Source organism: Streptomyces sp. NPDC049954, from assembly GCF_040656295.1.
In the GTDB taxonomy this organism is placed as follows: domain Bacteria; phylum Actinomycetota; class Actinomycetes; order Streptomycetales; family Streptomycetaceae; genus Streptomyces.
In genome coordinates this window covers 307,204-327,666 of the sequence record NZ_JBFALS010000001.1, presented here as the reverse complement: position 1 = coordinate 327,666, position 20,463 = coordinate 307,204, and the positions used below count along the sequence as shown (strand labels likewise).

Below are 20,463 nucleotides of genomic sequence, written 5' to 3'. Positions count from 1 at the left end.
CCCCAGACCCGAAGGACCTCCCGTGACCCGCACCGGCGACCACGTGCACGACGTCATCGTCATCGGCTCCGGCCCGGCCGGCTACACCGCCGCCCTCTACACCGCCCGCGCCCAGCTCTCCCCGCTCGTCTTCGCCGGTTCCCTCCTGGTCGGCGGGGCCCTGACCACCACCACCGAGGTCGAGAACTTCCCCGGCTTCCCCGAGGGCGTGCCGGGCCCCGATCTGATGGACCGGATGCGGGAACAGGCCGAGCGGTTCGGCGCCGACCTCGTCGACGACGACGTCACCGCCGTCGATCTCACCGGCGAGGTGAAGACCGTCACCGACACCACCGGCGCCGTCCACCGGGCCCGCACCGTGATCGTCGCCACCGGCTCGCAGCACCGCAAGCTGCACCTGCCCGGCGAGGACGAACTCGGCGGCCGGGGCGTCTCCTCCTGCGCCACCTGCGACGGCTTCTTCTTCAAGGACCGGGACATCGCCGTCGTCGGCGGCGGTGACACCGCGATGGAGGAGGCGACCTTCCTCACGCGCTTCGCCCGCTCGGTCACGATCGTGCACCGCCGCGGCAGCCTGCGCGCCTCCAAGGCCATGGAGGCGCGCGCCGTCAACGACCCGAAGATCACCTTCGCCTGGCACAGCGAGGTCGCCGAGATCCACGGGGAGGACCGCCTGAGCGGACTGACCCTCCGCGACACCCGGACGGGAAAACCGCGCCCCCTCGCGGTCACGGGCCTGTTCGTCGCGATCGGCCACGATCCGCGCACCGAGCTGGTCAAGGGCCAGCTCGACCTGGACGACGCCGGTTACATCAAGGTCGCCGCCCCCACCACCCGTACCGGTGTGCCCGGCGTCTTCGCCGCCGGCGACGCCGTCGACCACACCTACCGGCAGGCCGTCACCGCCGCGGCCAGCGGCTGCGCGGCGGCCCTCGACGCCGAACGCCACCTGGCCGCCCACCCGTCGCAGAGCGAGTGGTGAGCCGCCCGGCGGCGACGGGCCGCCGGGCCGCCGTGCGCGGCGAGAGCGCCGGACCTCGTCCGCCGGGGCCGCGGCCTCCGGATGGATGTCAGTCCACGTCGGCCGGCAAGGCGTACAGGCCCGGCAGGTTGACCACGATCGCCTCCTGAGTGCTGCGGCCGATCACCACGACGGCCTCCTCGTCGGCGTGCGGGTTCTCCTCGCGGTGCGGGACGAACGGCGGGACGAAGACGTAGTCGCCGGGGGAGGTACGCAGGCGGATCTCCTCGGACACCTCCCCGGAGTCGTCCAGGAAGACGAACTCGGGGTGCCCGCTCACCACGTAGATGGCGGTCTCCGACGCACCGTGGTGGTGGTCCGAGGAGGAGGTCAGCGGGGCGACGTGGGTCTGGCCCATCCACAGCTTCTCCGAGCCCACCGTCCTGCCGCTGATCGCGGCGAACCGGCGCATGCCGCCCGTCTGCGCCGTATCGCCGTCCAGTGCGTCCGAGCGGACGTGGTGCAGACGGTTGCGCAGTGGTACCGCACCACCGGCCGGGGCGCCGTGGAGGTGGGGGTGGAAGCCCTCGCCGGGCGTCGTCAACTGCTCGCTCATGACGGCGACGCTAGGCTGGTCCCGGAAAGGGTGTCAAGAGGTGTCCATTCCCGTTCACCTGCGGCAATGTTCCCGCAACGCGGGCCCTGAGGGGTGTCCCCCACATAAGACACTGACAGGTGTCCATTGACAGGCCTTCTTTCCGGCCCCCAGGATGTGCCCATGCTCACGACGCCTTCCGCAGTGGTGTGCCCTCACGTCGGCCCGCGCCGCACCTCCAGCACCCGCTGTCGCTGACCTCGCGGAGGACACGACTGGGCCTCGCGAAGGCCGCGACCGGGCCTCGCGGAGGCGGCGACCGCCGGGACCGGTCGTGGCCCGGCGTCCTGCGGCACCGGTCGTCCGGGTCGCACCGGCCGCCGTCCGGCCGCTCCCGCCCCGTCTCGCCGTGCGGACCGGACCGCGCCCGCCCGGGCGCGCCCATGGGCGGTGGGCCGAAGGGGCGTCGCCGCTCCTCGTCAACCCGTCGCCGAGAGGACACCCATGCCCCGCAAGCTCCACCTCGCTCTGCACCCGTACGGTGTCGGCGGCCCCGGCCAGCACGGTCTCTGGAAGGACCCGACGGTCGCGAAGAACGCCGGCGTCGACATCAACTACTACATCGGTCAGGCGCAGGCGGCCGAACAAGCCCTGTTCGACGCCTTCTTCATCGTCGACAGCCAGTTCATCAACGCCACCTACCCGGCCCACTACCTCAACCGCCTCGAACCCCTCACCCTGTTGTCCGCCGTCGCCACCCACACCCGCCGCATCGGCCTGGTGGCCACGGCCAGTTCGACGTACAACTCGCCCTTCAACCTCGCCCGTCGCCTCGCCTCGCTCGACCACATCAGCGCGGGCCGGGCCGGCTGGAACGTCGTCACCAGCTTCGACACCGGAACAGCCGGGAACTTCGGTCTGGACGCCCACCTCGACTACGCCACCCGCTACGGCCGGGCCCTCGAATTCGTTGAGGTGGCCCGCGGATTGTGGGACTCCTACGAGGACGACGCGTTCCCGGCCGACGTCGAGCGCGGCGTCTTCCTCGACCCCACCAGACTGCACACCCTCGACCACGTCGGCGAGCACTTCCGCGTCGCGGGCCCGCTCAACCTCTCCCGCTCCCCGCAGGGCCGGCCCGTGATCTTCCAGGCCGGGGTCTCCGAGGAGGGGCGCGCCCTCGCCGCCCGGGTCGCCGAGGGCGTCTACGCCCCCGGAGGCTCGTTGCGGCAGGCGCGTGAGTACTACGCCGACATCAAGCGGCGCACCGCCTCCCACGGGCGAGATCCCGAGCACATCAAGATCTTCGTCCACGCCGACCCGATCGTGCGCCCGACCGACGAGAAGGCCGGGCGTCGCGAACAGGAGATCCGCGAGGAGGACCGGGACTTCGAGCGCGACCTCGCCCTCCTCGGCCGGTCCTTCGGAGCCTACGACTTCAGTGAGCACGATCTGGACGCCCCCTTTCCCGAGGTCGGGCACCTGGCCGAGAAGGGCGGCAGGACCGGCGCCGCGAAGATCGTCGAACGCGCCCGGGCGGAGGGGCTGACCTTGCGCCAAGTCGCCGCACTGGCAGGCGAGTCGCGCCGGTCGCCGTTCGTCGGAGCGCCGCAGACCGTGGCCGACACCATCGAGGAGTGGTTCGGTGCCGGCGCCTTCGACGGTCTCAACCTCGCCTTCCGCAACGACGAGGACCTCGGCCGCTTCGTCGAGGGTGTCGTGCCGCTCCTGCGCAAGCGCGGCCTGTTCCGCACCGAGTACGAGGCGGACACCCTGCGCGGCAACCTCGGTCTGCCCGTTCCCGCCAACAGGCACAGCCGGGCGGCCGACGCGGTGAACGGCAAAGACCTCGACCGCCCGAGGGGCTGAGGACCACGAACGCCCGGGTGGCCGGCGCGCGGCGTCCACGTGATCCGGCCGAAAAGGCTGGGTGACCCGGACAGTGCGCGCCGCGCCGCCTCCGCCCTCCCCGTGCTGCCGGGAAGCGACGGACAGGGCGGTGGCCAGGCGCGTCCCGGCCCGAGGGCGGACGACGGCCGACGAGGGCGACGTACGAGGGGCCGGGCGGTGCATCCCATGGCTGAATGTTGAACTTGCAAGCACTATTTAGGCGTGCCTAAGTTGTGATCTCCGTTCGGTCCCCCACCCGGAGGAGCACCCCCCATGCCCCCGCATCCGCTGCACCGCGCCCAGCCCTACGCCCTCGGGCTGTTCAGAATCGTCGTCGGTCTCCTCTTCGCCTGTCACGGAAGCGCCTCGCTGTTCGGCTTCCCCGGCGGCCGGGAGGGGGCCGGGACCGTCCCGCTGGGCGAATGGCCCGGCTGGTACGCGGCCGTCATCCAGCTCGTCGGCGGCCTCCTGGTGCTGACGGGCCTCGGCACCCGGACCGCCGCGTTCATCGCCTCCGGCTCCATGGCCTTCGCGTACTTCCACGTGCACCAGCCGCACGCCCTGCTGCCGTTGCAGAACGGCGGAGAGCCCTCGGTGATGTTCTGCTGGGCGCTGCTCCTGCTGGTGTTCACCGGCCCCGGGGCGCTCTCGCTGGGCGGGCTGTGGGCCCCTCGCGCCACCCGCGCGGGCACCCCGCCCGCCGTCGGCGGACCGGTCGCGGTGGACGGCGGCACCGCGTACGGCCGGACCGGCGGCGTCGCGCCGCCCACGCCGCTCGGCAAGTGATCGGGGCGCGGTGCCGGGCATCCCCCGGCACCGCCTCCGTGAGGGCCGTCCGCACGTCACCCCCCCCACGCCCGGGCAGGCCGACCGTTCCGCCCGGGCGCCCGCCCCCGCGCCCCTGGAGCGGAGACGTACCCGGCGTTCCCGCAGGGCTCCTGAGGGCGCGTCGGCACGCCTCCGCCGGGAGGTCCGCTCTCTCCTCCTCAGTCCGGCAGCGCGACCGTGAGGTCCACCTCGACGAGCTGACCGGCGAAGCCGAGTTGCGCGACGCCCAGGAGCGTACTGGCGCTGGTGAAGGCCGGCCCCAGCGCCGAGCCGGTGAGCCTGCGCCACGCGGTGCCCAGCACCTCCGTGGTGTCGCTGCGGACATAGATCACCGAGCGCACCACCTGAGCGGGCCGCGCGCTCACCGCCGACAGGGCGATGAGCGCGTTCGCCACCACCTGGTCGATCTGGAGTTCCAGCGCTCCGGGACCGACCAGCCGACCGTCCCGGTCGAGAGGGCACTGGCCCGCCAGGTAGGCCGTGCGCCCGCTCTCCGCCACGGTGACGTGGTGATAGCCGGGGGTGGGGTGCAACTGATCCGGATTGAGGCGGCTGATCCTTGAGGTCATGCCGGTCAGCCTGGCCCCCGCGGGCCGAGCTGTCACTCGCTTTCCGTGAGATCCGTGAGATCCGTGAGATCCGTAAGGCCTGGGGGGCCTGGGGGGCCTGGGGGATCTGTGGGATCCGTACGATCCGTGGGATCCGGGAGACGTCAACCGGGGCCGGGAGAACTCCGGTTGCAGTCCCTTCCCTCGCTACGACTCCTCGTGCGCGCCGACTTGACGAGCCGATCCGCCTCGCGAGTTCTCGCAGGGCATGGGCGTGAGGTGACGAGCCCCGGCATCCGTGCCCCGGGAATCCATCATCGGCGATCAGAACGAAACATAAACGAAACCGTTGACAGGCCTATGACAAGCTGCCACGGTTTCGGCAACGCCGGTCCCGACGGCCGGTGTACGGCGCCCGATGCCTGGTCGGCCCGGGTTCGGGTGCACCCTTTTCCCGTTCCCCCGCACGGGCCCCACCCCGTGCGGTCTGGGAGCGCTCCCAGAGAGGTGGTCCCATGACCGTCCGTCCCCCCACGCCCCTTCCCGCCGCGTCCCGCTCCGGGCGCCGCCCCGCAGCCCGTCGTACGGCGTTCGCGGCGCTCCTCGCCTGCGCCGGGCTCGTCACGGCCGGTGCTCCCGCGGCCGTCGCGGCCCCCGCGGCGACCGAACTGTGCGGCACCTTCGACTCGACACAGGTCGACGGGGGCCGCTACATCGTGCAGAACAACGTGTGGGGCGCGTCCACCCCGCAGTGCATCTCGGTCGACGGTACGTCCTTCGAGGTCACGAGGGCCGAGCACGCCAACCCCACCAACGGCGCCCCGGCCGGCTATCCCTCCGTCTACGCCGGCTGCCACTACGGCAACTGCACCACCGGCAGCGGACTGCCGCTGCGTGTGGACGCGATGAACTCCGTCACCAGCAGCTGGTCCACCTCCTCCCCGGCCGAAGGCAGTTACAACGTCTCGTACGACCTGTGGTTCGACCCCACCGCGCAGGCCGACGGGCAGAACGCCGGGGAGCTGATGATCTGGCAGAAGCACCAGGGACCCGTCCAGCCGATCGGGACGCAGACCGCTTCGGGGGTGGCGATCGGCGGCGCCACCTACGACGTGTGGACCGGCAACATCGGCTGGAGCGTGATCAGTTATGTCCGCACCAGCCCCGCGGACAGCGTGACCGGTCTCGATCTGCGCGCCTTCGCCGATGACGCCGCCGCTCGCGGCTCCATCCAGCGGGAGTGGTACCTCAACAGCGTCCAGGCCGGTTTCGAACCCTGGCAGGGCGGCACCGGGCTGCGGACCAACTCCTTCTCGGTGGACGTGAACTGAGTCCGCGCCCCCGCCGCGCGGCCCCGCCCGGACAGGCGCGCGCCCCGGGCCCCGCGTACCACGTCCAGCCCCACGACGTGAGGAAGCCCGATGACACGTGAGACGACAGGACGGCGCGGCTTACCCATTTTCCGCGCCCGCCCCGCCCTGCTCGCCGCGGTGACCGCGCTCGCCCTGTGCGGCGCGGGCCAGGCACTGCCCGCGGCTGGCTCGGCTGGGACAACAACCTCCAGCAGACCGTGGAGCTGTACACCGACGTGGTGCGGGGGACCGAGTCCGGCCCCGCGAGCGTCGACGGACTCGTCACGAACGTCTCCAACTACACGCCCACCACCGAGCCCTTCCTCCCCGACCCGGACGCGACAGTGGGCGGCCAACAGGTCAAGGGCGGCCGGTTCTACGAGTACAACCCGAACTTCGACGAGGCCACCTTCACCACCGCCGTCAGACGCGAACTCCTCGCCCAGGGCCGGCCGGAGAGCACCGGCATGCTCATCGACACCTCACGCAACGGCTGGAACGGGGAGGACCGGCCGACGGCGCAGAGCACCAGCACCGACGTCGACACCTACGTCGACGAGTCGAAGACGGACCGCCGCGCCCACCGGGGGCTGTGGTGCAACGTGTCCGGGGCCGGCCTCGGCGCCCCGCCGCAGGCCGCGCCCGCCGCCGGACTCGACGCCTACGTCTGGGGCAAACCGCCCGGGGAGTCCGACGGGGCGAGCGAGGACATCGACAACGAGGAGGGCAAGCAGCCCGACCCGATGTGCGATCCGGACTACAGCGACCCCGAGTCGGGCGGCAACAAGACCGGTGCCCTGCCGGACGCGCCGCTGGCCGGCCACTGGTTCCACGACCAGTTCGCCATGCTCGTGAAGAACGCCGACCCCGGAATCACGGACCCGGCCGCCGATTAGGGCCGTCACCGGACCGGCCGGACATCCCTCAGCCGAGTCCCGTCCCGCTCCCGTACCGGTGGGGGAGCGGGACGGGACTCAACGATTGAGCCGGGCGATCCGCGCCGTCAGGGCCGTGGCGAAGGCGCACCACGCGGCGTACGGCACGAGGGCGGCCCCGGCGACGGGATCGGTCCGGTGGGCGCGGCGCGCCAGATCCGCCGAGGACAGTGCGAGCAGTCCGGCGCCCGCCGTCGCCGCCACCGGGCGGTGCGCCCGGAAGAAGAGAACGTTCCAGCCGGCGTTCAGCACCAGGTTCGCCCCGAAGGCCGCGGCGGTCCGCCTTCTGTCCCGCCCGTGCTCCGTGCGGTCGAGGGCGCGGGAGACGGACCAGGCCAGGGACGCGTACAGCGGCGTCCACACGGCACCGAACACGGGGCCCGGCGGCTGCCAGGCCGGCAGGCTCAGCCCGCGGTACCAGGCGCTGCCCGTGTCCACCGCGAGCGAGCCCGCGACAGCCGTCGCCGCCACCGCGCCCGCGGCCCCGGCGATCCTTCCGGAGGAAGGGGAACCGGCGGACGTCCCGGAAAGGGGAACAGCGGAAGTCCTTCGCATTCCGCTCCCTGTGCCCCCGGCCCGGCCGCCCACACCTCGCTCCCGCACCGGCCGCACGGGCGGGGCGCGCGGAGTTCCCCCGTTCAGCCGCCGCCCGTCGCCGTCCCGCACGCCCAGGCCCGCGCGTACTCCTCGGCGGCGGCGCGCGGGTCGGCTGCCGCGCAGATCCCCGACACCACCGCCGCACCCGCCGCCCCCGCCGCCCGCAGCGGCGGCAGATCGGCCGGGAGGACACCGCCGATGGCCACGGCGGGCGGTGCGCCGAGCGCCACGAGCCGAGCGAAGCCCTCGTGGCCGAGGGCGGGCGGCGCGTCCGCCTTCGTGGCGGTCACGTGCAGCGCCCCGACGCCCACGTGGTCGACACCGGCCGTACTCGCGGCGGCGGCCCGCAGCTGCGCCGGGGTCGCCGCGCTCAGCCCGAGCACCGCCTCCTCGCCCACCAGCGCCCGCACCGACTCGGGCGGCAGGTCCGACTGGCCGACGTGCACGCCGGTGACCCGGGCGCCCGCCGCACGCGCCGCGAGGAACACGTCGACACGGTCGTTGACGATCAGCGCGACGCGCTCCGGCAGGACGGCCGCGACCGCCAGCACGGTGTCGAGGAACGCCCGCCCCGCCGCGTTCTTCTCACGGACCTGCACCGCCGTCACCCCGCCCGCCACGGCGAGCGCCACGGTCGCGGCGACACTCCGGCCACGGGCCGCGCACTGCGCCGCGTCCGTCACGAGATACACCGAGAGGTCCACCGGCGGCCGCCCTGCCACGCCCCCGCCCGGCCCGGTCACGACAGCTCCGCCCGGCGGTCGAGGTCCGCCCCGGTCAGCCCCGCCAGGGCGTCGAGGAAGGACACCGCGAAGGAACCCGGGCCCGCCGACCGGGGCACCGCGATCTCGGCGGCCACCGTGTACGCGGCGACCGCCGCGACCGTCGTCGCGAACCGGTCCCCGTCCACCGAGGCGTACGCGGCCATCACCGCGCCCAGCGCGCAGCCGCCACCGGTCACCCGGGTCAGCAACGCGTCGCCGTTGGCCACCCGGGCGGTGCGCTCGCCGTCGGTGACGAGGTCCACCGCCCCGGACACCGCGACGACCGCGCCCGAGGAACGGGCCAGCTCACGGGCCGCGTCCGCCGCCGCCTCGACGTCCTGCGCCGAGTCCACGCCGCGCCCGCCCCCGCCCGCCCCGGCGAGCGCGATGATCTCCGAGGCGTTGCCCCGCACCACGGCCGGCCGCAGGGCCAGCAGCTCGTGCGCGAGCGCCGTACGCACCGGCAGGGCGCCGATCGCGACCGGGTCCAGGACCCACGGCGTACCCGCCGCGCGCGCCGCGTGCGCCGCCTCGGTCATCGCCGTGCGCTGCTCGGCGTGGACCGTGCCGAGATTGACGAGGACACCGGAGGCGACCCGCGCGAAGGCCCCCGCCTCCACCGGGATGTCGACCATCGCGGGCGCCGCGCCGAGCGCGAGCAGCGCGTTGGCGGTGAAGTTGGTGACGACCGTGTTGGTCAGGCACTGCACGAGCGGCTCCCGGGCGCGCACCCGGTCGAGGGCCTCGCGGGTGAAGGGGAGCAGGTCGGCGGGGCTCGGCGAAGGCATGGGGACTCTCCGGTCGTTCGGTGGTTCAGGCACGGCCCGGGCGGCGCGACCGCAGCGGCACGTAGACGAGCAGGGCGACGACGAAGGCCACGTAGTAGGCGAGGTCCGCACCGTGCAGCGCCTCGGCGACGGGACCGACGTACAGCGAGGTGTTCATGAAGGGGACGGCGGCGGCGAAGGCCACGACGAAGGCCAGCGGGGCCGGCCAGGACGGCTGCGGACGCGCCGTCTCGGCCGCCAGGTCCACCGGGGCGCCGCCGCGTTCCCGCGCCCGGACGAGCCAGTCGACGGCCACGACGGCGACGAAGCCGGGAATCCAGTACCCGACGAACAGCAGGACGTTCTGGAAGCGGGCCGCCGTGTCCGCCGCGTGCATCCACAGCACCAGCGGGAACCCGAGCGCCGCCGCGAGGACCGCCGCGAGCGGGCGCGGGATGCGCACCCCCACCGTCTGGAGGGCGAGGGAACCGCTGTAGTCGTTCATCGCGTTGCTGCACAGCGCGGCGAGCGCCACCGCGAGCAGCCCGAAAGCGCTGAGCGCGCCGCCGCCCAGCAGTTCGTCCACGCCCTTCGCGGTCTGGTCGGTGAACACCGAGGCACCCCACAGCCCGAGCGACTGCACCGCGACGAAGGACAGCCCGATCCCGAGCAGCGTGAACCAGAACATGCGCGGCCGGGAGGTCTCGCGCGGAAGGTAGCGGCTGAAGTCGCTCGCGTACGGCGCCCAGGACAGGGACAGGCTCAGCGCGACCGTCGAGGTGAGCACGATCGCCCCGAAGCGGTCCATGCCGTGCACGCCGCTCGTGGTCACCGGATCGGCCCCGTCGAGCAGCTTCACCGCGAGCACCACGAAGGCCACCGCGAGCGCGAAGGACATGACTCTCTGGAGGCGGTGGATCGCCTCGTACCCGAGCGCCCCGACCAGTCCCTGGCCCGCCATCATGACCAGCACCCCGATCCAGAACGGCCAGCCCAGCAGCCGCGCGAGCGCGTCACCGCCGAACAGGCCGATCAGGGCGTCCCAGGCCACCGAGGACAGCCACTGGAGTATCCCGGGCAGGGCGACCGCCTTCCCGAAGGCCAGCGTCGACAAGGGGAGTTGACCCGCCCCGGTCCGGCTGCCCCAGGTCCCGAGCCAGGCCGCGGGCACCGCGCCGAGCAGGGTGCCGAACACGACGGCGGCCAGCGCGGTGGCGACGTCGAGGCCGAGCACCGCGCCCAGCGTGCCGGTGAACACCCCGGTCATCGTCAGATTGGGCGCGAACCACACGGTGAACAGCCGGCCGGGCCCGCCGTAGCGGTGCGATTCGGGGACCGGCGTGATCCCGCGCGCCTCCATCCGCAGATCGCCCGGCGCGGAGGGCATCCGGCCGTCGAAGACGGAGCGTTCCGCGGTGGTGTGCTGCTGCGAGGAGCCGTCGGAGACGTGCGGCAACGACATGAAAGACATCCCTCCGCCAGTACGAGCTGGTTCAGGTTCGACGGGTGTGATCTCAGCCCCCGAGCGGGGCACCCCGTGTCCGGTACGCGGGCAAGCGTAACGCCTGACCCACGGCCGCCGGTGGGACGGGTGGGACGGCCGGGGCGTCGTGACCACCCCGGACACGGCCTCGCGGCCCCTGCCGCTACGCGATTTCCGGTCGTGCACCCGGTGCCCGGAGGTGAGGATTCCGTGCGCCGGGGCGCCCGGGATGCGCTCTGTCCCGCACGCACGGCGCGCGGGACAGTGGAAGGCACTGTCCGCGCCGCCCGGGCCCCCGGCACGAAGCCGGCCCGGAACACCGGCACGAGGCCGCCGCCCCGCACCGTCCCCGCGTACGCCCTGCCCGCACCGCAGTCCCGTTCAGCGACCGCAACCCGCCCCCAGCCCCGGCGCCCCGCGCCCGGGCCCGTCCACCCGCTCCCCACCCGGAGGACCACGCATGATCAGTGAAGAAGTGTTCATGCTCCACCGCCACCCGGGCGGCCCGCGATGAGCGCCCCGGCCGACGCGCCGCCGACCCTAGGGGTCGAGGAGGAGTTCCTCCTCGTGGACCCGGACACCCTCGTCCCGGTCGAGGGCGCCGCCGACCTGCTCACCGCCCACCGCAGACTGCACCCCGACGAGGCGGCCACCGCCCCGCAGCGCGAACTGCTGACCAGCATGATCGAGACGACCACCCCGGTCTGCCCGGATCTGCGCTCTCTGGGCGCCGAGACCGCCGCGGCCCGGGCCCGCCTGGTGGAGGCCGCCGAGAAGGCCGGGGCCCGCGTACTGGCCAACGGCACCTCCCCGCGCCCCGCCCCACCGCGCCCCGAGAGCGAGGCGCCGCACTACCGCAACGTCGCCGACCTGTACCGGCTGCTGGCCCGGGGAACCGAGACCTGCGGCTGCCACGTCCACGTCGGCGTCGTGGACCGCTCCGCCGCCGTCACCGCGCTCAACCACCTGCGTCCCTGGCTGCCCGTCCTGCTCGCGCTCTCGGCCAACTCGCCGTACGAACACGGCGTCGACACCGGCTTCGCGAGCTGGCGCACGATGGTCCTCTCGCGCTGGCCCACCACCCAGATCCCGCCGTACTTCGAGTCCGCGGAGCACTACGACGCGACCTACGCGACGCTGTACGGCACCGGGGTGCTGCCCGTCCGCGCCACCAACGCCTACTGGCTGGCCCGGCCCTCCTCGCACGTGCCGACCCTGGAGATCCGGGTCGCCGACGTCATGCCGACGGTCGAGGAGGTCGTCCTCCAGGCGGGCCTCGTCCGTGCCCTGGTGACGACCGCCCTGCGGGCCGAGGCCGCCGGCACACGGGCGCCCCGGGTGCCGGACCACGAGGTGGCCGCGTCCCTGTGGACCGCCGCCCGCTACGGTCTCGGCGGACCGCTGGTCCACCCGGTGAGCGGCACCCCCGTCCCCGCCGCCGAAGTGGTGCGCGCCCTGCTCGACCACGTGGGGCCCGCCCTGGACTCGGCGGGCGACCGGGAACGGGTCACGGCGGCGGCCGAGGACCTGCTCACCCGGGGCAGCCCCGCCGAACGGCAGCGCGCCGTCACCAAGGAACCGGGCGAGATCGGGGAACTCGGCCTGCTCTGAGCGGGGCGTGCTCCCGCCGGACACCTCGCGAACGCCCGGCCCCCGCCGAGCGCCGCCCGGTCACCCGCTCCGGCCGCCCGCCCGGTCACCCGCTCCGGCCGGTCGGCCGGAACTCCCCGGTGGCCGAGCCCGTGCCCGGCCCGGGCGGAGGTCAGGCGTTCGCCGGCTCCCGTACGACGGTCCAGGCCCTGGCACCCGAGGGCAGCACCTGCTCGTGCAGGGGCCGGAAGCCGAACGGCGCGAGGCGGTCCCGCTCCGCCGGTGAGGCCACCACGGTGACCACGGGCGCACCGGAGGCCGCGCGCAGGGCCGCCTCCAGGAGAGGCGCCAGGACGGGGGAGGGGCCGCCGTCGTCCTCGGCGAGCGTCAGCACGAGCAGCCAGACCTCTTCCACCCGGGGGACGGCCGAGCGCAGTGCGGCCCGGTCCAGGGCCTCCTGCTCGCCGGGGGCCGGCAGATGCCCCAGCTCGCGCAGCAGCAGCCCCTGGTGGGCACCGCGGTCCGGGCGCGCGCCCGGCGGACGGCACACGGCGACGCCGAGCGGCACCCCGCCTCTCCCACGCGCCATCCACACCATGCCCGCCTCCAGCGCGTAATGGGCCAGAAGCAGCCGTAGAGCGCTCTGATGGGCCTCGGTGGGGGTTCCGCCCCGGCGCCGCTCCGTCTCCGCGGCCAGCAGCCGCACCACGACGGGCACGTCCACCAGGGTCGCCTCGCGCACCGACACCGACATCGTCCGCTCCTCCCGCACCGCTCGCCACGCCGAGTCCAGCAAACCCCGGGGCGCCGGGGAGCGCACGGCGAGGCCGCCCCCGTCCGCGGCGAGCGCCACGGGCGGGGGCGGCCTGTGAGGGCTCGCCGGGGGAGGGTTTACGGGAAGGTCAGCGACCAGCCGTTGATCGTGCCCTTGTCGCCCGAGTAGACGTCCTGGACCTTGAGCTTCCAGGTGCCGTTCGCCGCGACCGCCGAGGCGTTCACGGTGTACGTGCCGGTGACGTTGTCGGCCGAGTCCGAGGAACTGGAGTTCTTCAGCCGGTAGCTCGTGCCGTTCGGCGCGACCAGGTCGACCACCAGGTCACCCCGGTAGGTGTGCGCGATGTCCACCGAGACCTGGAGGTTCGAGGGGGCGTTGCCGGTGCGTCCGGTGACCGCTATCGAGGAGGTGACCGCCGCACCCGCGTCCGGCACCGCGACCTTGGTGGTGCTGGAGAACACCGTGCCGGTGCCACCACCGCCACCGCCCGAACGCGCCCCGACGTTGATGCCCGCCCAGGCGTCCTGGACGGCCTTGTACTCGGCGGAGGCCGCCCCGTAGAGCGAGGAGGCCGCCGCGAGCGTCCCGGTGCGCGCCGAGGCGTAGTTGGTGGTCGAGGTGAACTGCGTGGTCAGCGCCTTGTACCAGATCTGGAGCGCCTTGTCGCGGCCGATCCCGGTGACCGGGAGCCCGTCGGAGGTCGGCGAGTTGTAGCTGACCCCGTTGACCACCTTCGCGCCGCTGCCCTCGGACAGCAGGTAGAAGAAGTGGTTGGCCGGCCCGGAGGAGTAGTGCACGTCCAGCCCGCCGAGGGAGGAGGACCAGGAGTCCTTGGAGGCCCCGTCCTTGCTCGGCTTGTCCATGTAACGCAGCGGCGTGCCGTCGCCGTTGATGTTGATCTTCTCACCGATCAGGTAGTCACCCGGGTCGGTGGTGGTGTTGGAGTAGAACTCCACGCCCGTGCCGAAGATGTCGGAGGTGGCCTCGTTGAGGCCCCCGGACTCCCCGCTGTAGTTGAGCCCGGCGGTCTCGGAGGTGACGCCGTGGCTCATCTCGTGCCCGGCCACGTCCAGGGCCGTCAGCGGCGCGGCGTTGCCCGCACCGTCGCCGTACGTCATGCAGAAGCAGCTGTCGTCCCAGAACGCGTTGACGTAGTTGTTGCCGTAGTGCACCCGCGAGTACGCGGCCACCCCGTCGCCCCGGATACCGCTGCGCCCGAAGGTGTTCTTGTAGAAGTCCCAGGTCTCCTGGGCGCCGTAGGCCGCGTCGGCCGCCGCGGTCTCCACGTTGGTGCCGACGCCGTTGCCCCAGACGTCGTCCGGCCCGGAGAACAGGGTCCCGGTGCCCGAGGTCTTGTTGGCCAGGTTGTACGTCTTGTGGTTGCCGCGCGAGCCGTCCGTCAGGTTGTACGTCGAGCCGGACTTCGTCGTGGTGAGCGTCACGGTACCGCTGTACTGCGTGTTGCCGGTGCCGTTCTCGATGGCCTGGTACTCCCAGAGCTTCTTGCCGGTCGCGGCGTCCGTCACGACGTGCAGCTCGTTGGGGGTGCCGTCCTCCTGGAGGCCGCCGACGACCGTCTCGTAGGCGAGGGTCGGGGTGCCCTCGGCCAGCCAGACGACCTTGCGGGGCGCCTGGTCGGTGACCGCCTTCTCGGCGCCCTTCGACGTGGCGGCGCTCAGCGCCTGCTTCTGCGCGGTGGCCGGCTTCACCTCGGCCGTGGTGTTCACTCCGGTCAGCCGGGCACGCGAGGCGCGGCTGACGGCCTCGGTCCTCCCGGCCGGCGAGGTGGCCACCACGAGGTCGCCGCCGAGCACCGGCAGACCGTCGTAGGTGCGCTCGTAGCGGGTGTGCAGCGTCCCGTCGCGGTCCTTGACCACGTCGCGGACGACGAGCTTCTCCTTGGCACCGAGGCCCAGTCCGTCGGCGGTCTGCGCCGTCTTCGAGCCGGCCTCGCGCAGCAGTTGGGCACGCTGGGCGGGCGTCAGCTGCGCGGGCAGGGCGCCGGGGTGGACCTTGCCCGCCACCGGCTGCGCGGCGGGCGCGGGGGCGGCCGAGGCGACCCCTGTCTGCACGGCGGCGGTGAGCAGGGCGGAGACGGCGAGCAGGGCGCCACCGGTGGCGGCCGCGCGTCTCGGGGAGGTTCGTCTCAAGGAAGGACTCCTTCTACGGGCCGCGGGCAAGCGGCCGGCGGGGGATGACCAGGCCGCGAGCGGGGCAGTGGGACGAAGGCCCCCGTCGTGGCCGAGGGAAGAGTGGCAGCCCGCCGAGGTACTTGTCAGGTGCGCTTCATAAGGTTGGCGGATTCTGTTCGTCTCCCGAACGCCGGCCACCGCTATACGGACCCATGTCGGGAAAAGACTTGGGAAAGAGTCCACGCCACCCGGCGCCCGAAGTGCGCCGACTTGGGGGGTCATGACATGAACCTGCAATACGCCCGCGACAAAAAAGACCCCCACTTGCCCCGCTGTTCCGCTTCGTCCGCGCGGGGCGGCACGCTACGCGCATAGACCACGAGGTTTGAGCCCCGCCCGGCCGGATTTCGCCTCCCCGCCTCGGGGTGGCGATCGACTGGCTCCCGAACGGATACCGACGGGTTGAGGGTGCGGGGACGCAAGGCGTCCGTAGGGGTGGACGCACCTGAAGGACGCGCGGCCGCCGACGGGCGTGGGGCCGGGACCGCGTGCCCGTCGGAGGGGAGGGGCGCTGGTTCGCCCCCGGCGCTCCGGTCGGACCCAGCGTGGCCGGGCCCCGGAACACGCCGTGCACGCCCGCGCCGGGCGGGCGGAGCCCGGCGGCCCGCGACGTGACCGGCACGGTTCCCGTCCGCCCCGCCCCCGGGGGGCATCGCCGAGCGCCGCGGACGCGGCGACGTGCGGGTCTTGCTCGGGCCCGTCCGGCCCTTCACGTCGTTGCCCGGAGGGGTGTGCGGCTCCTTCGGCCTCGGTCGGGAGACGCCCCCGGGCGTGTGCCCTCGACGTGCCGGCTCCAGGGCCTCGTGCTGGACGTACTCGGGCCTGGGCCGGTGCGACGAGAGTGCGTGCAGGGCGCCGCACCACAGACGTCAACTGCCGGACGGGCCCTCGATGGCCGGCCCGCTCCCGCGAAGCGGCCCACGAGGCTTTCCCAGAAGCCGAGTTGGACCGGTGCTACGGCGTCGACGTCAAGTCGACGTCAAGGGGATGTGCCTGCGCCCGGAGCACACCGTGCTGCGGCACCTGCTCGACTCGGCGGACGTCGTCAACACAGTCTTGGCTCGCGGGCTCGCGGGCCGGGCGGACGCCGCTCGGTCACGCGCCCGGGGGAGCCGTTCGCCTGGTGGTGAAGGCCGCCGAGGCGGTGGGGTGCCGGCGCCTGGGTGCGTCGCCCGCGCCTGGCGGCGCGGGAGGTCCCGGCCGACATTGCGGTGTGTCCCCGGGGCCTACGTGCTCCTCGCCCCTCGCCCCGGGATGTCGCTACGCGGTGCCGCACCTCGCCCGCCCCCGACGGGTCCCGGTTCGCCGCCGGGCCGAACTCGCCCTGCGCGAGGGCTCTTCAGTGGCCTCTGGGACGCGGCGGAGCCGTGCGGTGTGCGCCGCACGGCTCCCCGGCCCGCCAGGCGGGCTACTCGTCGTAGTGCGTGGGCGGGTAGGGCGAACGGTCCTTGCGGGCCTGGAGCTGGTCGGGTGTCAGCTCGCCCTTCCTGACCTCCTTGTCCACCTCCGCCTTCTCCTCGCGGTACTGCTCGCTGTCGGTCAGGCGCGTACGGGGGCGCGTATCGGTGGCCGGCGGCACCTGCGAGGGGTTGTAGGCGTCGAGCCCCTCGACGACCCGCTCGTCCTCGGTGCGCTCGGCGAGGCGGTCGTCGTCGGGCTTGGGCGGCATCCCGCGCGTGCCCTCATTGGTGTGGGGCTGCTCGCGATGGTGCTTGGACATCGGTGGCCTCCTGGGGGTGCGCACGGTGGGCGTGCGGGTGGCTGTTCGAGCCTCGCTCCAGCCTCTCACCGGTGGAAACCATGTCAAACGCTGAGAACAGCCGTACGCCGCGCCGGGCCCGGGCCGTGCGGCGGCTCGCCGGGACGCGCTCGGGATGCGCTCGCGGGCGCGTCGGCGGAGCCTGGACAGTGCAGGCCGGGCGGCCGGCCCCGCACGCGTTCGCGCGGCGGGCGAGGATCAGGGTGTACGCCTCGCGCGCACGCCCAGGGGAGCGTTGAGGTCCATGCGTCAGTACGAAGGTCCCGCCCTGCTCGTGGCGGAGGGTGCCGGTCCGGACGCGACCGAGATCGACGTCGTCGTCGTGGTCACCGTGCGGGAGCCGCTGGACGGCGCGGAGGGCGAGGGGGAGCCCTGGAGCGCGACCCTGGAGTCCGCGACGGGCAGTGGCGCCCTGTCGGGACTGGCCGGCCGCGCCCTGTTCCTCCGGCTGCCCGACGGCGGCGAGGGCGAGGTGCTCGTCGACTGGGTCGGCGGCGACACCGGCGATTCGGCCCGCGCGACGGGCAATGGACCCGCCCCGCTCTGAACCCGGTGCTGTGCGGCGGTGTCGCAGCGCCGTCCCGCAGCGCCGTCCCGCAGCGGCGTGACGAGGTGAAGTTTGCAGAACATGCATTTTTGCCTACGATGCAACACGTGACGAACACCGAGACGCGGCCGGGGCTGCGGGAGCGCAAGAAGCAGGCCACCCGCCATGCCATCGCCGAGGCCGCCGTGCGGCTCGCCGCCGAGCACGGGGCGGAGAACGTCACGGTCGAGGCCATCAGTGAGGCCGCGGGCGTCTCCCCGCGCACCTTCTTCAACTACTTCAGCGGCCACGACGACGCGTTCATCATGATCGACGACGAGGTCGGCGCCCGGATCAGGCGGTTCGTGCGCTCGGCCCCCACCGACCGGGCCCCGCTCGACATCGTCCACGCGGCCATCGCCGCCGAACTCGACGCCTTCGAGGACCGGCAGGAGCTGTGGGCCCTGCAGACGAAGGTCCTCCAGCGTTCACCGCACCTCGTCCTGCGCGGGATCACCGCACACATGGCCGACGAACAGGCCCTGGCCAGGGCCCTCATGGACTGGCTGACGGGTGCCCCGGCGAGCCCTCCCGTCGCGCGCGAGGCGGCCGGCCCCGGGGACGACCGGCCGCAGGCGCCGCCGGGGCGGGCCGGCCACGACCTCGACCTCTACCCCCGGCTGCTCGCGGCGGTCGCGCACACGGCCGTACGCATCGCGGTCGAGCACTGGTGCGCGCGCCCCGAGGAACACGCCTTGGTGGCCACCTTCCAGGAGGTCTTCGCCCAGTTGGCCGAGGGGCTGCCGCGGCCGCCGGGCAACGCCCGGGCCCCGCAGGCCTCCTGAGCCCGGCCGCCGTCCCGAGCGCGGGTACTCCGCCGCCGGGGGCCCGCAGGCACCCGGCGGCGCCACCACGCGGGCGCCGCCGCTCCACCGCGACCACGCTCAACAGCCGTCCCACGGCGCCCGGTTCACCAGTCGGCCCCGCACGTTCACCGCTGAGCCGACCTCGTCTCCACCGGGTCCGGCCGCCGCACGACCGGGCACACCGCACCGCTCGGCACCATCCACCCCGTGTACTGCTCCAGTACCTGAAGAAGGACACCGTGACCGCAACACAGGCGCCCGCACAGGCACCGACCTCCATGGACAACCGGCAGATACTCCAGGCGATGTCGGGCCTGATGGCAGGCATGTTCGTCGCCATCCTGGCGGGCACCATCGTCGCCAACGCACTGCCGCGCATCATCGCCGACCTCGGGGCCAGCCAGTCCTCGTACACCTGGGTCGTCACCTCCGAGCTGCTCGCGATGACGGCCACCGTCCCGCTCTGGGGCAAGCTCGCCGACCTCTTCAACCAGAAACTCCTGCTCCAGCTCTCGCTGAGCCTGTTCGTGGTCGGCTCCCTCGTCGCGGGCTTCTCGCAGGGCGTCGTCACCCTCATCCTCAGCCGTGTCATCCAGGGCGTCGGCGCGGGCGGTCTCACCGCACTGGCCCAGATCGTCATGGCCGCCGTGATCCCGCCGCGCAGGCTCGGCAAGTACGCGGGCATCTTCGGCGCCGTCTTCGCGATCGGCACGGTCGCCGGGCCCCTGGTCGGCGGCGTCCTCGTCGACACCTCGTGGCTCGGCTGGCGCTGGTGCTTCTTCATCGGTGTGCCCTTCGCCCTCGCCGGAATCGTGCTGCTCCAGCGCACCCTGAAGCTGCCGACCGTGCGCCGTGAGGTCAGGATCGACTGGCTGGGCGCCTTCCTCATCGTGGCCGGCATCTGCTCGTTGCTGATCTGGACCTCCCTGGCGGGCAACAACTTCGACTGGGCCTCCTGGCAGACCGCCGCGCTCGTCACCCTCGGCGTGGTGCTGCTGGCCGCCGCGGTCCTCGTGGAGTCCCGGGCCGCCGAGCCGGTCATCCCGCTCGCCATCTTCCGCAACCGCACCGTGACGCTCACGACCGTCGCGAGCTTCTTCGTCGGCATCGCGATGTTCGCCGGATCCGTCTTCCTCTCGCAGTACTTCCAGGTCTCGCTCGGCAAGAGCCCGACCGTCGCGGGCCTCATGAGCCTGCCGCTCATCGGCGGTCTGCTGGTGTCCTCCACCGTCGCCGGGCAGATCATCAGCGCGACCGGCAAGTGGAAGATCTACCTGATCGCCGGCGGTGTCGTCATGACGGCCGGTCTCGGCCTGCTCGGCACGATCGGCGCCGACACCTCCTTCGGCATGCTCGCCCTCTACATGGCCGTCATGGGGATCGGCGTCGGCATGCTGATGCAGAACCTCGTGCTCGCCGCGCAGAACGACGTCGACGCCCACGAGCTGGGCGCCGCGACCTCCGTCCTGTCCTTCTTCCGCAGCCTCGGCGGCACCATCGGCACCAGCGTCCTCGGCGCGATCCTCGCCAACCGGGTCGCCGACGAGATGACCAAGGGGCTCAAGGAGGCCGGGCTTCCCGCGCAGGGCGGAGGAGACGGCGGTGGCGCCGTGCCCGACATGACGAAGCTGCCCGCACCGCTCAAGGAGATCGTCGAGCACGCCTACGGAGTCGCGACCGGCGACCTCTTCATGATCGCCACGCCCTTCGCCTTCCTCGCTCTGGTCGCCGTCCTCTTCATCAAGGAGAAGCCGCTCAAGACGACCAGCGGCATGGAGCGACTGGCCGCCGAGGACGAGGCCGCGGCCGGGGACACGGACGAGGCCACACAGGCCGTCCCCGCCGAGGCCGCCCCGGTCCCCGCCCCGCGCCAGGCCCCCGACCTCGACAAGCAGCCCACCACCACCGACTGACCCCGGCCGTCCAACAGCGAGGCCCGCACCGTCAACCGGCCGTGCGGGCCCCACGCCGTACCGCCCCGGCGGACGGACCGCCGTACGGCCCGAACGGGCGGCCACCGCCACGGCCCGGACGG

At 73.4% G+C, this 20,463-nt stretch carries 18 protein-coding genes and 1 riboswitch; of the genes, 9 read left to right on the top strand and 9 right to left on the bottom strand.

Annotated features, from left to right (window positions below):
* The first annotated feature begins 22 nt into the window (after positions 1–22).
* On the top strand, positions 23–982 hold the full coding sequence (gene trxB / locus AB0J21_RS01405; protein WP_363143690.1) for a thioredoxin-disulfide reductase: 960 nt from the start codon (positions 23–25) through the stop codon (positions 980–982).
* 88 nt (positions 983–1,070) lie between these two features.
* Here the strand turns inward: trxB and AB0J21_RS01400 are convergent, their stop codons facing one another.
* Complete coding sequence (locus tag AB0J21_RS01400) at positions 1,071–1,577, bottom strand: cupin domain-containing protein (RefSeq protein ID WP_363143689.1); 507 nt, start codon at positions 1,575–1,577, stop codon at positions 1,071–1,073.
* 483 nt (positions 1,578–2,060) lie between these two features.
* On the opposite strand from AB0J21_RS01400, the gene AB0J21_RS01395 reads away from it, so the two are divergent.
* Both AB0J21_RS01395 and AB0J21_RS01390 read left to right on the top strand, forming a co-directional pair.
* A complete protein-coding gene (locus AB0J21_RS01395; RefSeq protein WP_363143688.1) occupies positions 2,061–3,425 on the top strand; it encodes an NtaA/DmoA family FMN-dependent monooxygenase in 1,365 nt (454 codons plus the stop codon).
* A gap of 294 nt (positions 3,426–3,719) precedes the next feature.
* The gene (locus AB0J21_RS01390; protein WP_363143687.1) at positions 3,720–4,232 is read left to right on the top strand and encodes a DoxX family protein; all 513 of its coding nucleotides are present in this window, start codon (positions 3,720–3,722) and stop codon (positions 4,230–4,232) included.
* Positions 4,233–4,432: 200 nt separating this feature from the next.
* Here the strand turns inward: AB0J21_RS01390 and AB0J21_RS01385 are convergent, their stop codons facing one another.
* Positions 4,433–4,843: a RidA family protein gene (locus AB0J21_RS01385; RefSeq protein WP_363143686.1), complete on the bottom strand. Its 411-nt coding sequence runs from the start codon at positions 4,841–4,843 to the stop codon at positions 4,433–4,435.
* A 494-nt stretch (positions 4,844–5,337) separates the two neighbouring features.
* On the opposite strand from AB0J21_RS01385, the gene AB0J21_RS01380 reads away from it, so the two are divergent.
* Positions 5,338–6,153: a hypothetical protein gene (locus AB0J21_RS01380; RefSeq protein ID WP_363143685.1), complete on the top strand. Its 816-nt coding sequence runs from the start codon at positions 5,338–5,340 to the stop codon at positions 6,151–6,153.
* Positions 6,154–6,329: 176 nt separating this feature from the next.
* Positions 6,330–7,070 (top strand): glycoside hydrolase family 6 protein, encoded by a 741-nt coding sequence (locus AB0J21_RS01375; RefSeq protein WP_363143684.1) that lies wholly within the window; start codon positions 6,330–6,332, stop codon positions 7,068–7,070.
* Positions 7,071–7,148: 78 nt separating this feature from the next.
* Here the strand turns inward: AB0J21_RS01375 and AB0J21_RS01370 are convergent, their stop codons facing one another.
* The 4 genes from AB0J21_RS01370 to AB0J21_RS01355 all read right to left on the bottom strand — a co-directional run bounded on the left by AB0J21_RS01370 (position 7,149) and on the right by AB0J21_RS01355 (position 10,699).
* Positions 7,149–7,664 carry a TspO/MBR family protein gene (locus AB0J21_RS01370; RefSeq protein ID WP_363143683.1) on the bottom strand — a complete coding sequence of 172 codons (516 nt, stop codon included), beginning with the start codon at positions 7,662–7,664 and terminating at the stop codon, positions 7,149–7,151.
* A gap of 83 nt (positions 7,665–7,747) precedes the next feature.
* Positions 7,748–8,398, bottom strand: a complete 651-nt coding sequence (thiE, locus tag AB0J21_RS01365) for a thiamine phosphate synthase (protein ID WP_363143682.1) — start codon at positions 8,396–8,398, stop codon at positions 7,748–7,750.
* Between the two features lie 47 nt (positions 8,399–8,445).
* Positions 8,446–9,258 (bottom strand): hydroxyethylthiazole kinase, encoded by an 813-nt coding sequence (gene thiM, locus AB0J21_RS01360; protein WP_363143681.1) that lies wholly within the window; start codon positions 9,256–9,258, stop codon positions 8,446–8,448.
* Positions 9,259–9,283: 25 nt separating this feature from the next.
* Positions 9,284–10,699, bottom strand: coding sequence for a cytosine permease (locus AB0J21_RS01355; protein WP_363143680.1), 1,416 nt, complete (start codon positions 10,697–10,699; stop codon positions 9,284–9,286).
* Positions 10,691–10,785: riboswitch (TPP riboswitch) on the bottom strand. (Overlaps the previous gene by 9 nt.)
* A 445-nt stretch (positions 10,786–11,230) precedes the next feature.
* Here AB0J21_RS01355 and AB0J21_RS01350 point away from each other — a divergent pair.
* Positions 11,231–12,331, top strand: a complete 1,101-nt coding sequence (locus AB0J21_RS01350; RefSeq protein ID WP_363143679.1) for a glutamate--cysteine ligase — start codon at positions 11,231–11,233, stop codon at positions 12,329–12,331.
* A 151-nt stretch (positions 12,332–12,482) separates the two neighbouring features.
* Here the strand turns inward: AB0J21_RS01350 and AB0J21_RS01345 are convergent, their stop codons facing one another.
* The 3 genes from AB0J21_RS01345 to AB0J21_RS01335 all read right to left on the bottom strand — a co-directional run bounded on the left by AB0J21_RS01345 (position 12,483) and on the right by AB0J21_RS01335 (position 16,997).
* Positions 12,483–13,064 carry a hypothetical protein gene (locus AB0J21_RS01345; RefSeq protein ID WP_363143678.1) on the bottom strand — a complete coding sequence of 194 codons (582 nt, stop codon included), beginning with the start codon at positions 13,062–13,064 and terminating at the stop codon, positions 12,483–12,485.
* Between the two features lie 137 nt (positions 13,065–13,201).
* Positions 13,202–15,235, bottom strand: coding sequence for a M4 family metallopeptidase (locus tag AB0J21_RS01340; RefSeq protein WP_363143677.1), 2,034 nt, complete (start codon positions 15,233–15,235; stop codon positions 13,202–13,204).
* 1,450 nt (positions 15,236–16,685) lie between these two features.
* Positions 16,686–16,997, bottom strand: coding sequence for a DEAD/DEAH box helicase (locus tag AB0J21_RS01335; protein ID WP_363143676.1), 312 nt, complete (start codon positions 16,995–16,997; stop codon positions 16,686–16,688).
* Positions 16,998–17,280: 283 nt separating this feature from the next.
* On the opposite strand from AB0J21_RS01335, the gene AB0J21_RS01330 reads away from it, so the two are divergent.
* The 3 genes from AB0J21_RS01330 (at position 17,281) to AB0J21_RS01320 (ending at position 20,341) form a co-directional block, all read left to right on the top strand.
* A complete protein-coding gene (locus tag AB0J21_RS01330) occupies positions 17,281–17,583 on the top strand; it encodes a hypothetical protein (RefSeq protein WP_363143675.1) in 303 nt (100 codons plus the stop codon).
* Between the two features lie 98 nt (positions 17,584–17,681).
* Positions 17,682–18,407: a TetR/AcrR family transcriptional regulator gene (locus AB0J21_RS01325; protein ID WP_363143674.1), complete on the top strand. Its 726-nt coding sequence runs from the start codon at positions 17,682–17,684 to the stop codon at positions 18,405–18,407.
* A gap of 260 nt (positions 18,408–18,667) precedes the next feature.
* Positions 18,668–20,341 (top strand): MDR family MFS transporter, encoded by a 1,674-nt coding sequence (locus AB0J21_RS01320; RefSeq protein WP_363143673.1) that lies wholly within the window; start codon positions 18,668–18,670, stop codon positions 20,339–20,341.
* Positions 20,342–20,463 lie beyond the last annotated feature (122 nt).

What these genes read in the sequence shown, in the direction of transcription:
- AB0J21_RS01400 (WP_363143689.1), bottom strand. Translation starts at nt 1,577, where the DNA reads ATGAGCGAGCAGTTGACGACGCCCGGCGAGGGCTTCCACCCCCACCTC.
- AB0J21_RS01395 (WP_363143688.1), top strand. Translation starts at nt 2,061, where the DNA reads ATGCCCCGCAAGCTCCACCTCGCTCTGCACCCGTACGGTGTCGGCGGC.
- AB0J21_RS01390 (WP_363143687.1), top strand. Translation starts at nt 3,720, where the DNA reads ATGCCCCCGCATCCGCTGCACCGCGCCCAGCCCTACGCCCTCGGGCTG.
- AB0J21_RS01385 (WP_363143686.1), bottom strand. Translation starts at nt 4,843, where the DNA reads ATGACCTCAAGGATCAGCCGCCTCAATCCGGATCAGTTGCACCCCACC.
- AB0J21_RS01380 (WP_363143685.1), top strand. Translation starts at nt 5,338, where the DNA reads ATGACCGTCCGTCCCCCCACGCCCCTTCCCGCCGCGTCCCGCTCCGGG.
- AB0J21_RS01370 (WP_363143683.1), bottom strand. Translation starts at nt 7,664, where the DNA reads ATGCGAAGGACTTCCGCTGTTCCCCTTTCCGGGACGTCCGCCGGTTCC.
- thiM (WP_363143681.1), bottom strand. Translation starts at nt 9,258, where the DNA reads ATGCCTTCGCCGAGCCCCGCCGACCTGCTCCCCTTCACCCGCGAGGCC.
- AB0J21_RS01355 (WP_363143680.1), bottom strand. Translation starts at nt 10,699, where the DNA reads ATGTCGTTGCCGCACGTCTCCGACGGCTCCTCGCAGCAGCACACCACC.
- AB0J21_RS01350 (WP_363143679.1), top strand. Translation starts at nt 11,231, where the DNA reads ATGAGCGCCCCGGCCGACGCGCCGCCGACCCTAGGGGTCGAGGAGGAG.
- AB0J21_RS01345 (WP_363143678.1), bottom strand. Translation starts at nt 13,064, where the DNA reads ATGTCGGTGTCGGTGCGCGAGGCGACCCTGGTGGACGTGCCCGTCGTG.
- AB0J21_RS01335 (WP_363143676.1), bottom strand. Translation starts at nt 16,997, where the DNA reads ATGTCCAAGCACCATCGCGAGCAGCCCCACACCAATGAGGGCACGCGC.
- AB0J21_RS01330 (WP_363143675.1), top strand. Translation starts at nt 17,281, where the DNA reads ATGCGTCAGTACGAAGGTCCCGCCCTGCTCGTGGCGGAGGGTGCCGGT.
- AB0J21_RS01325 (WP_363143674.1), top strand. Translation starts at nt 17,682, where the DNA reads ATGCAACACGTGACGAACACCGAGACGCGGCCGGGGCTGCGGGAGCGC.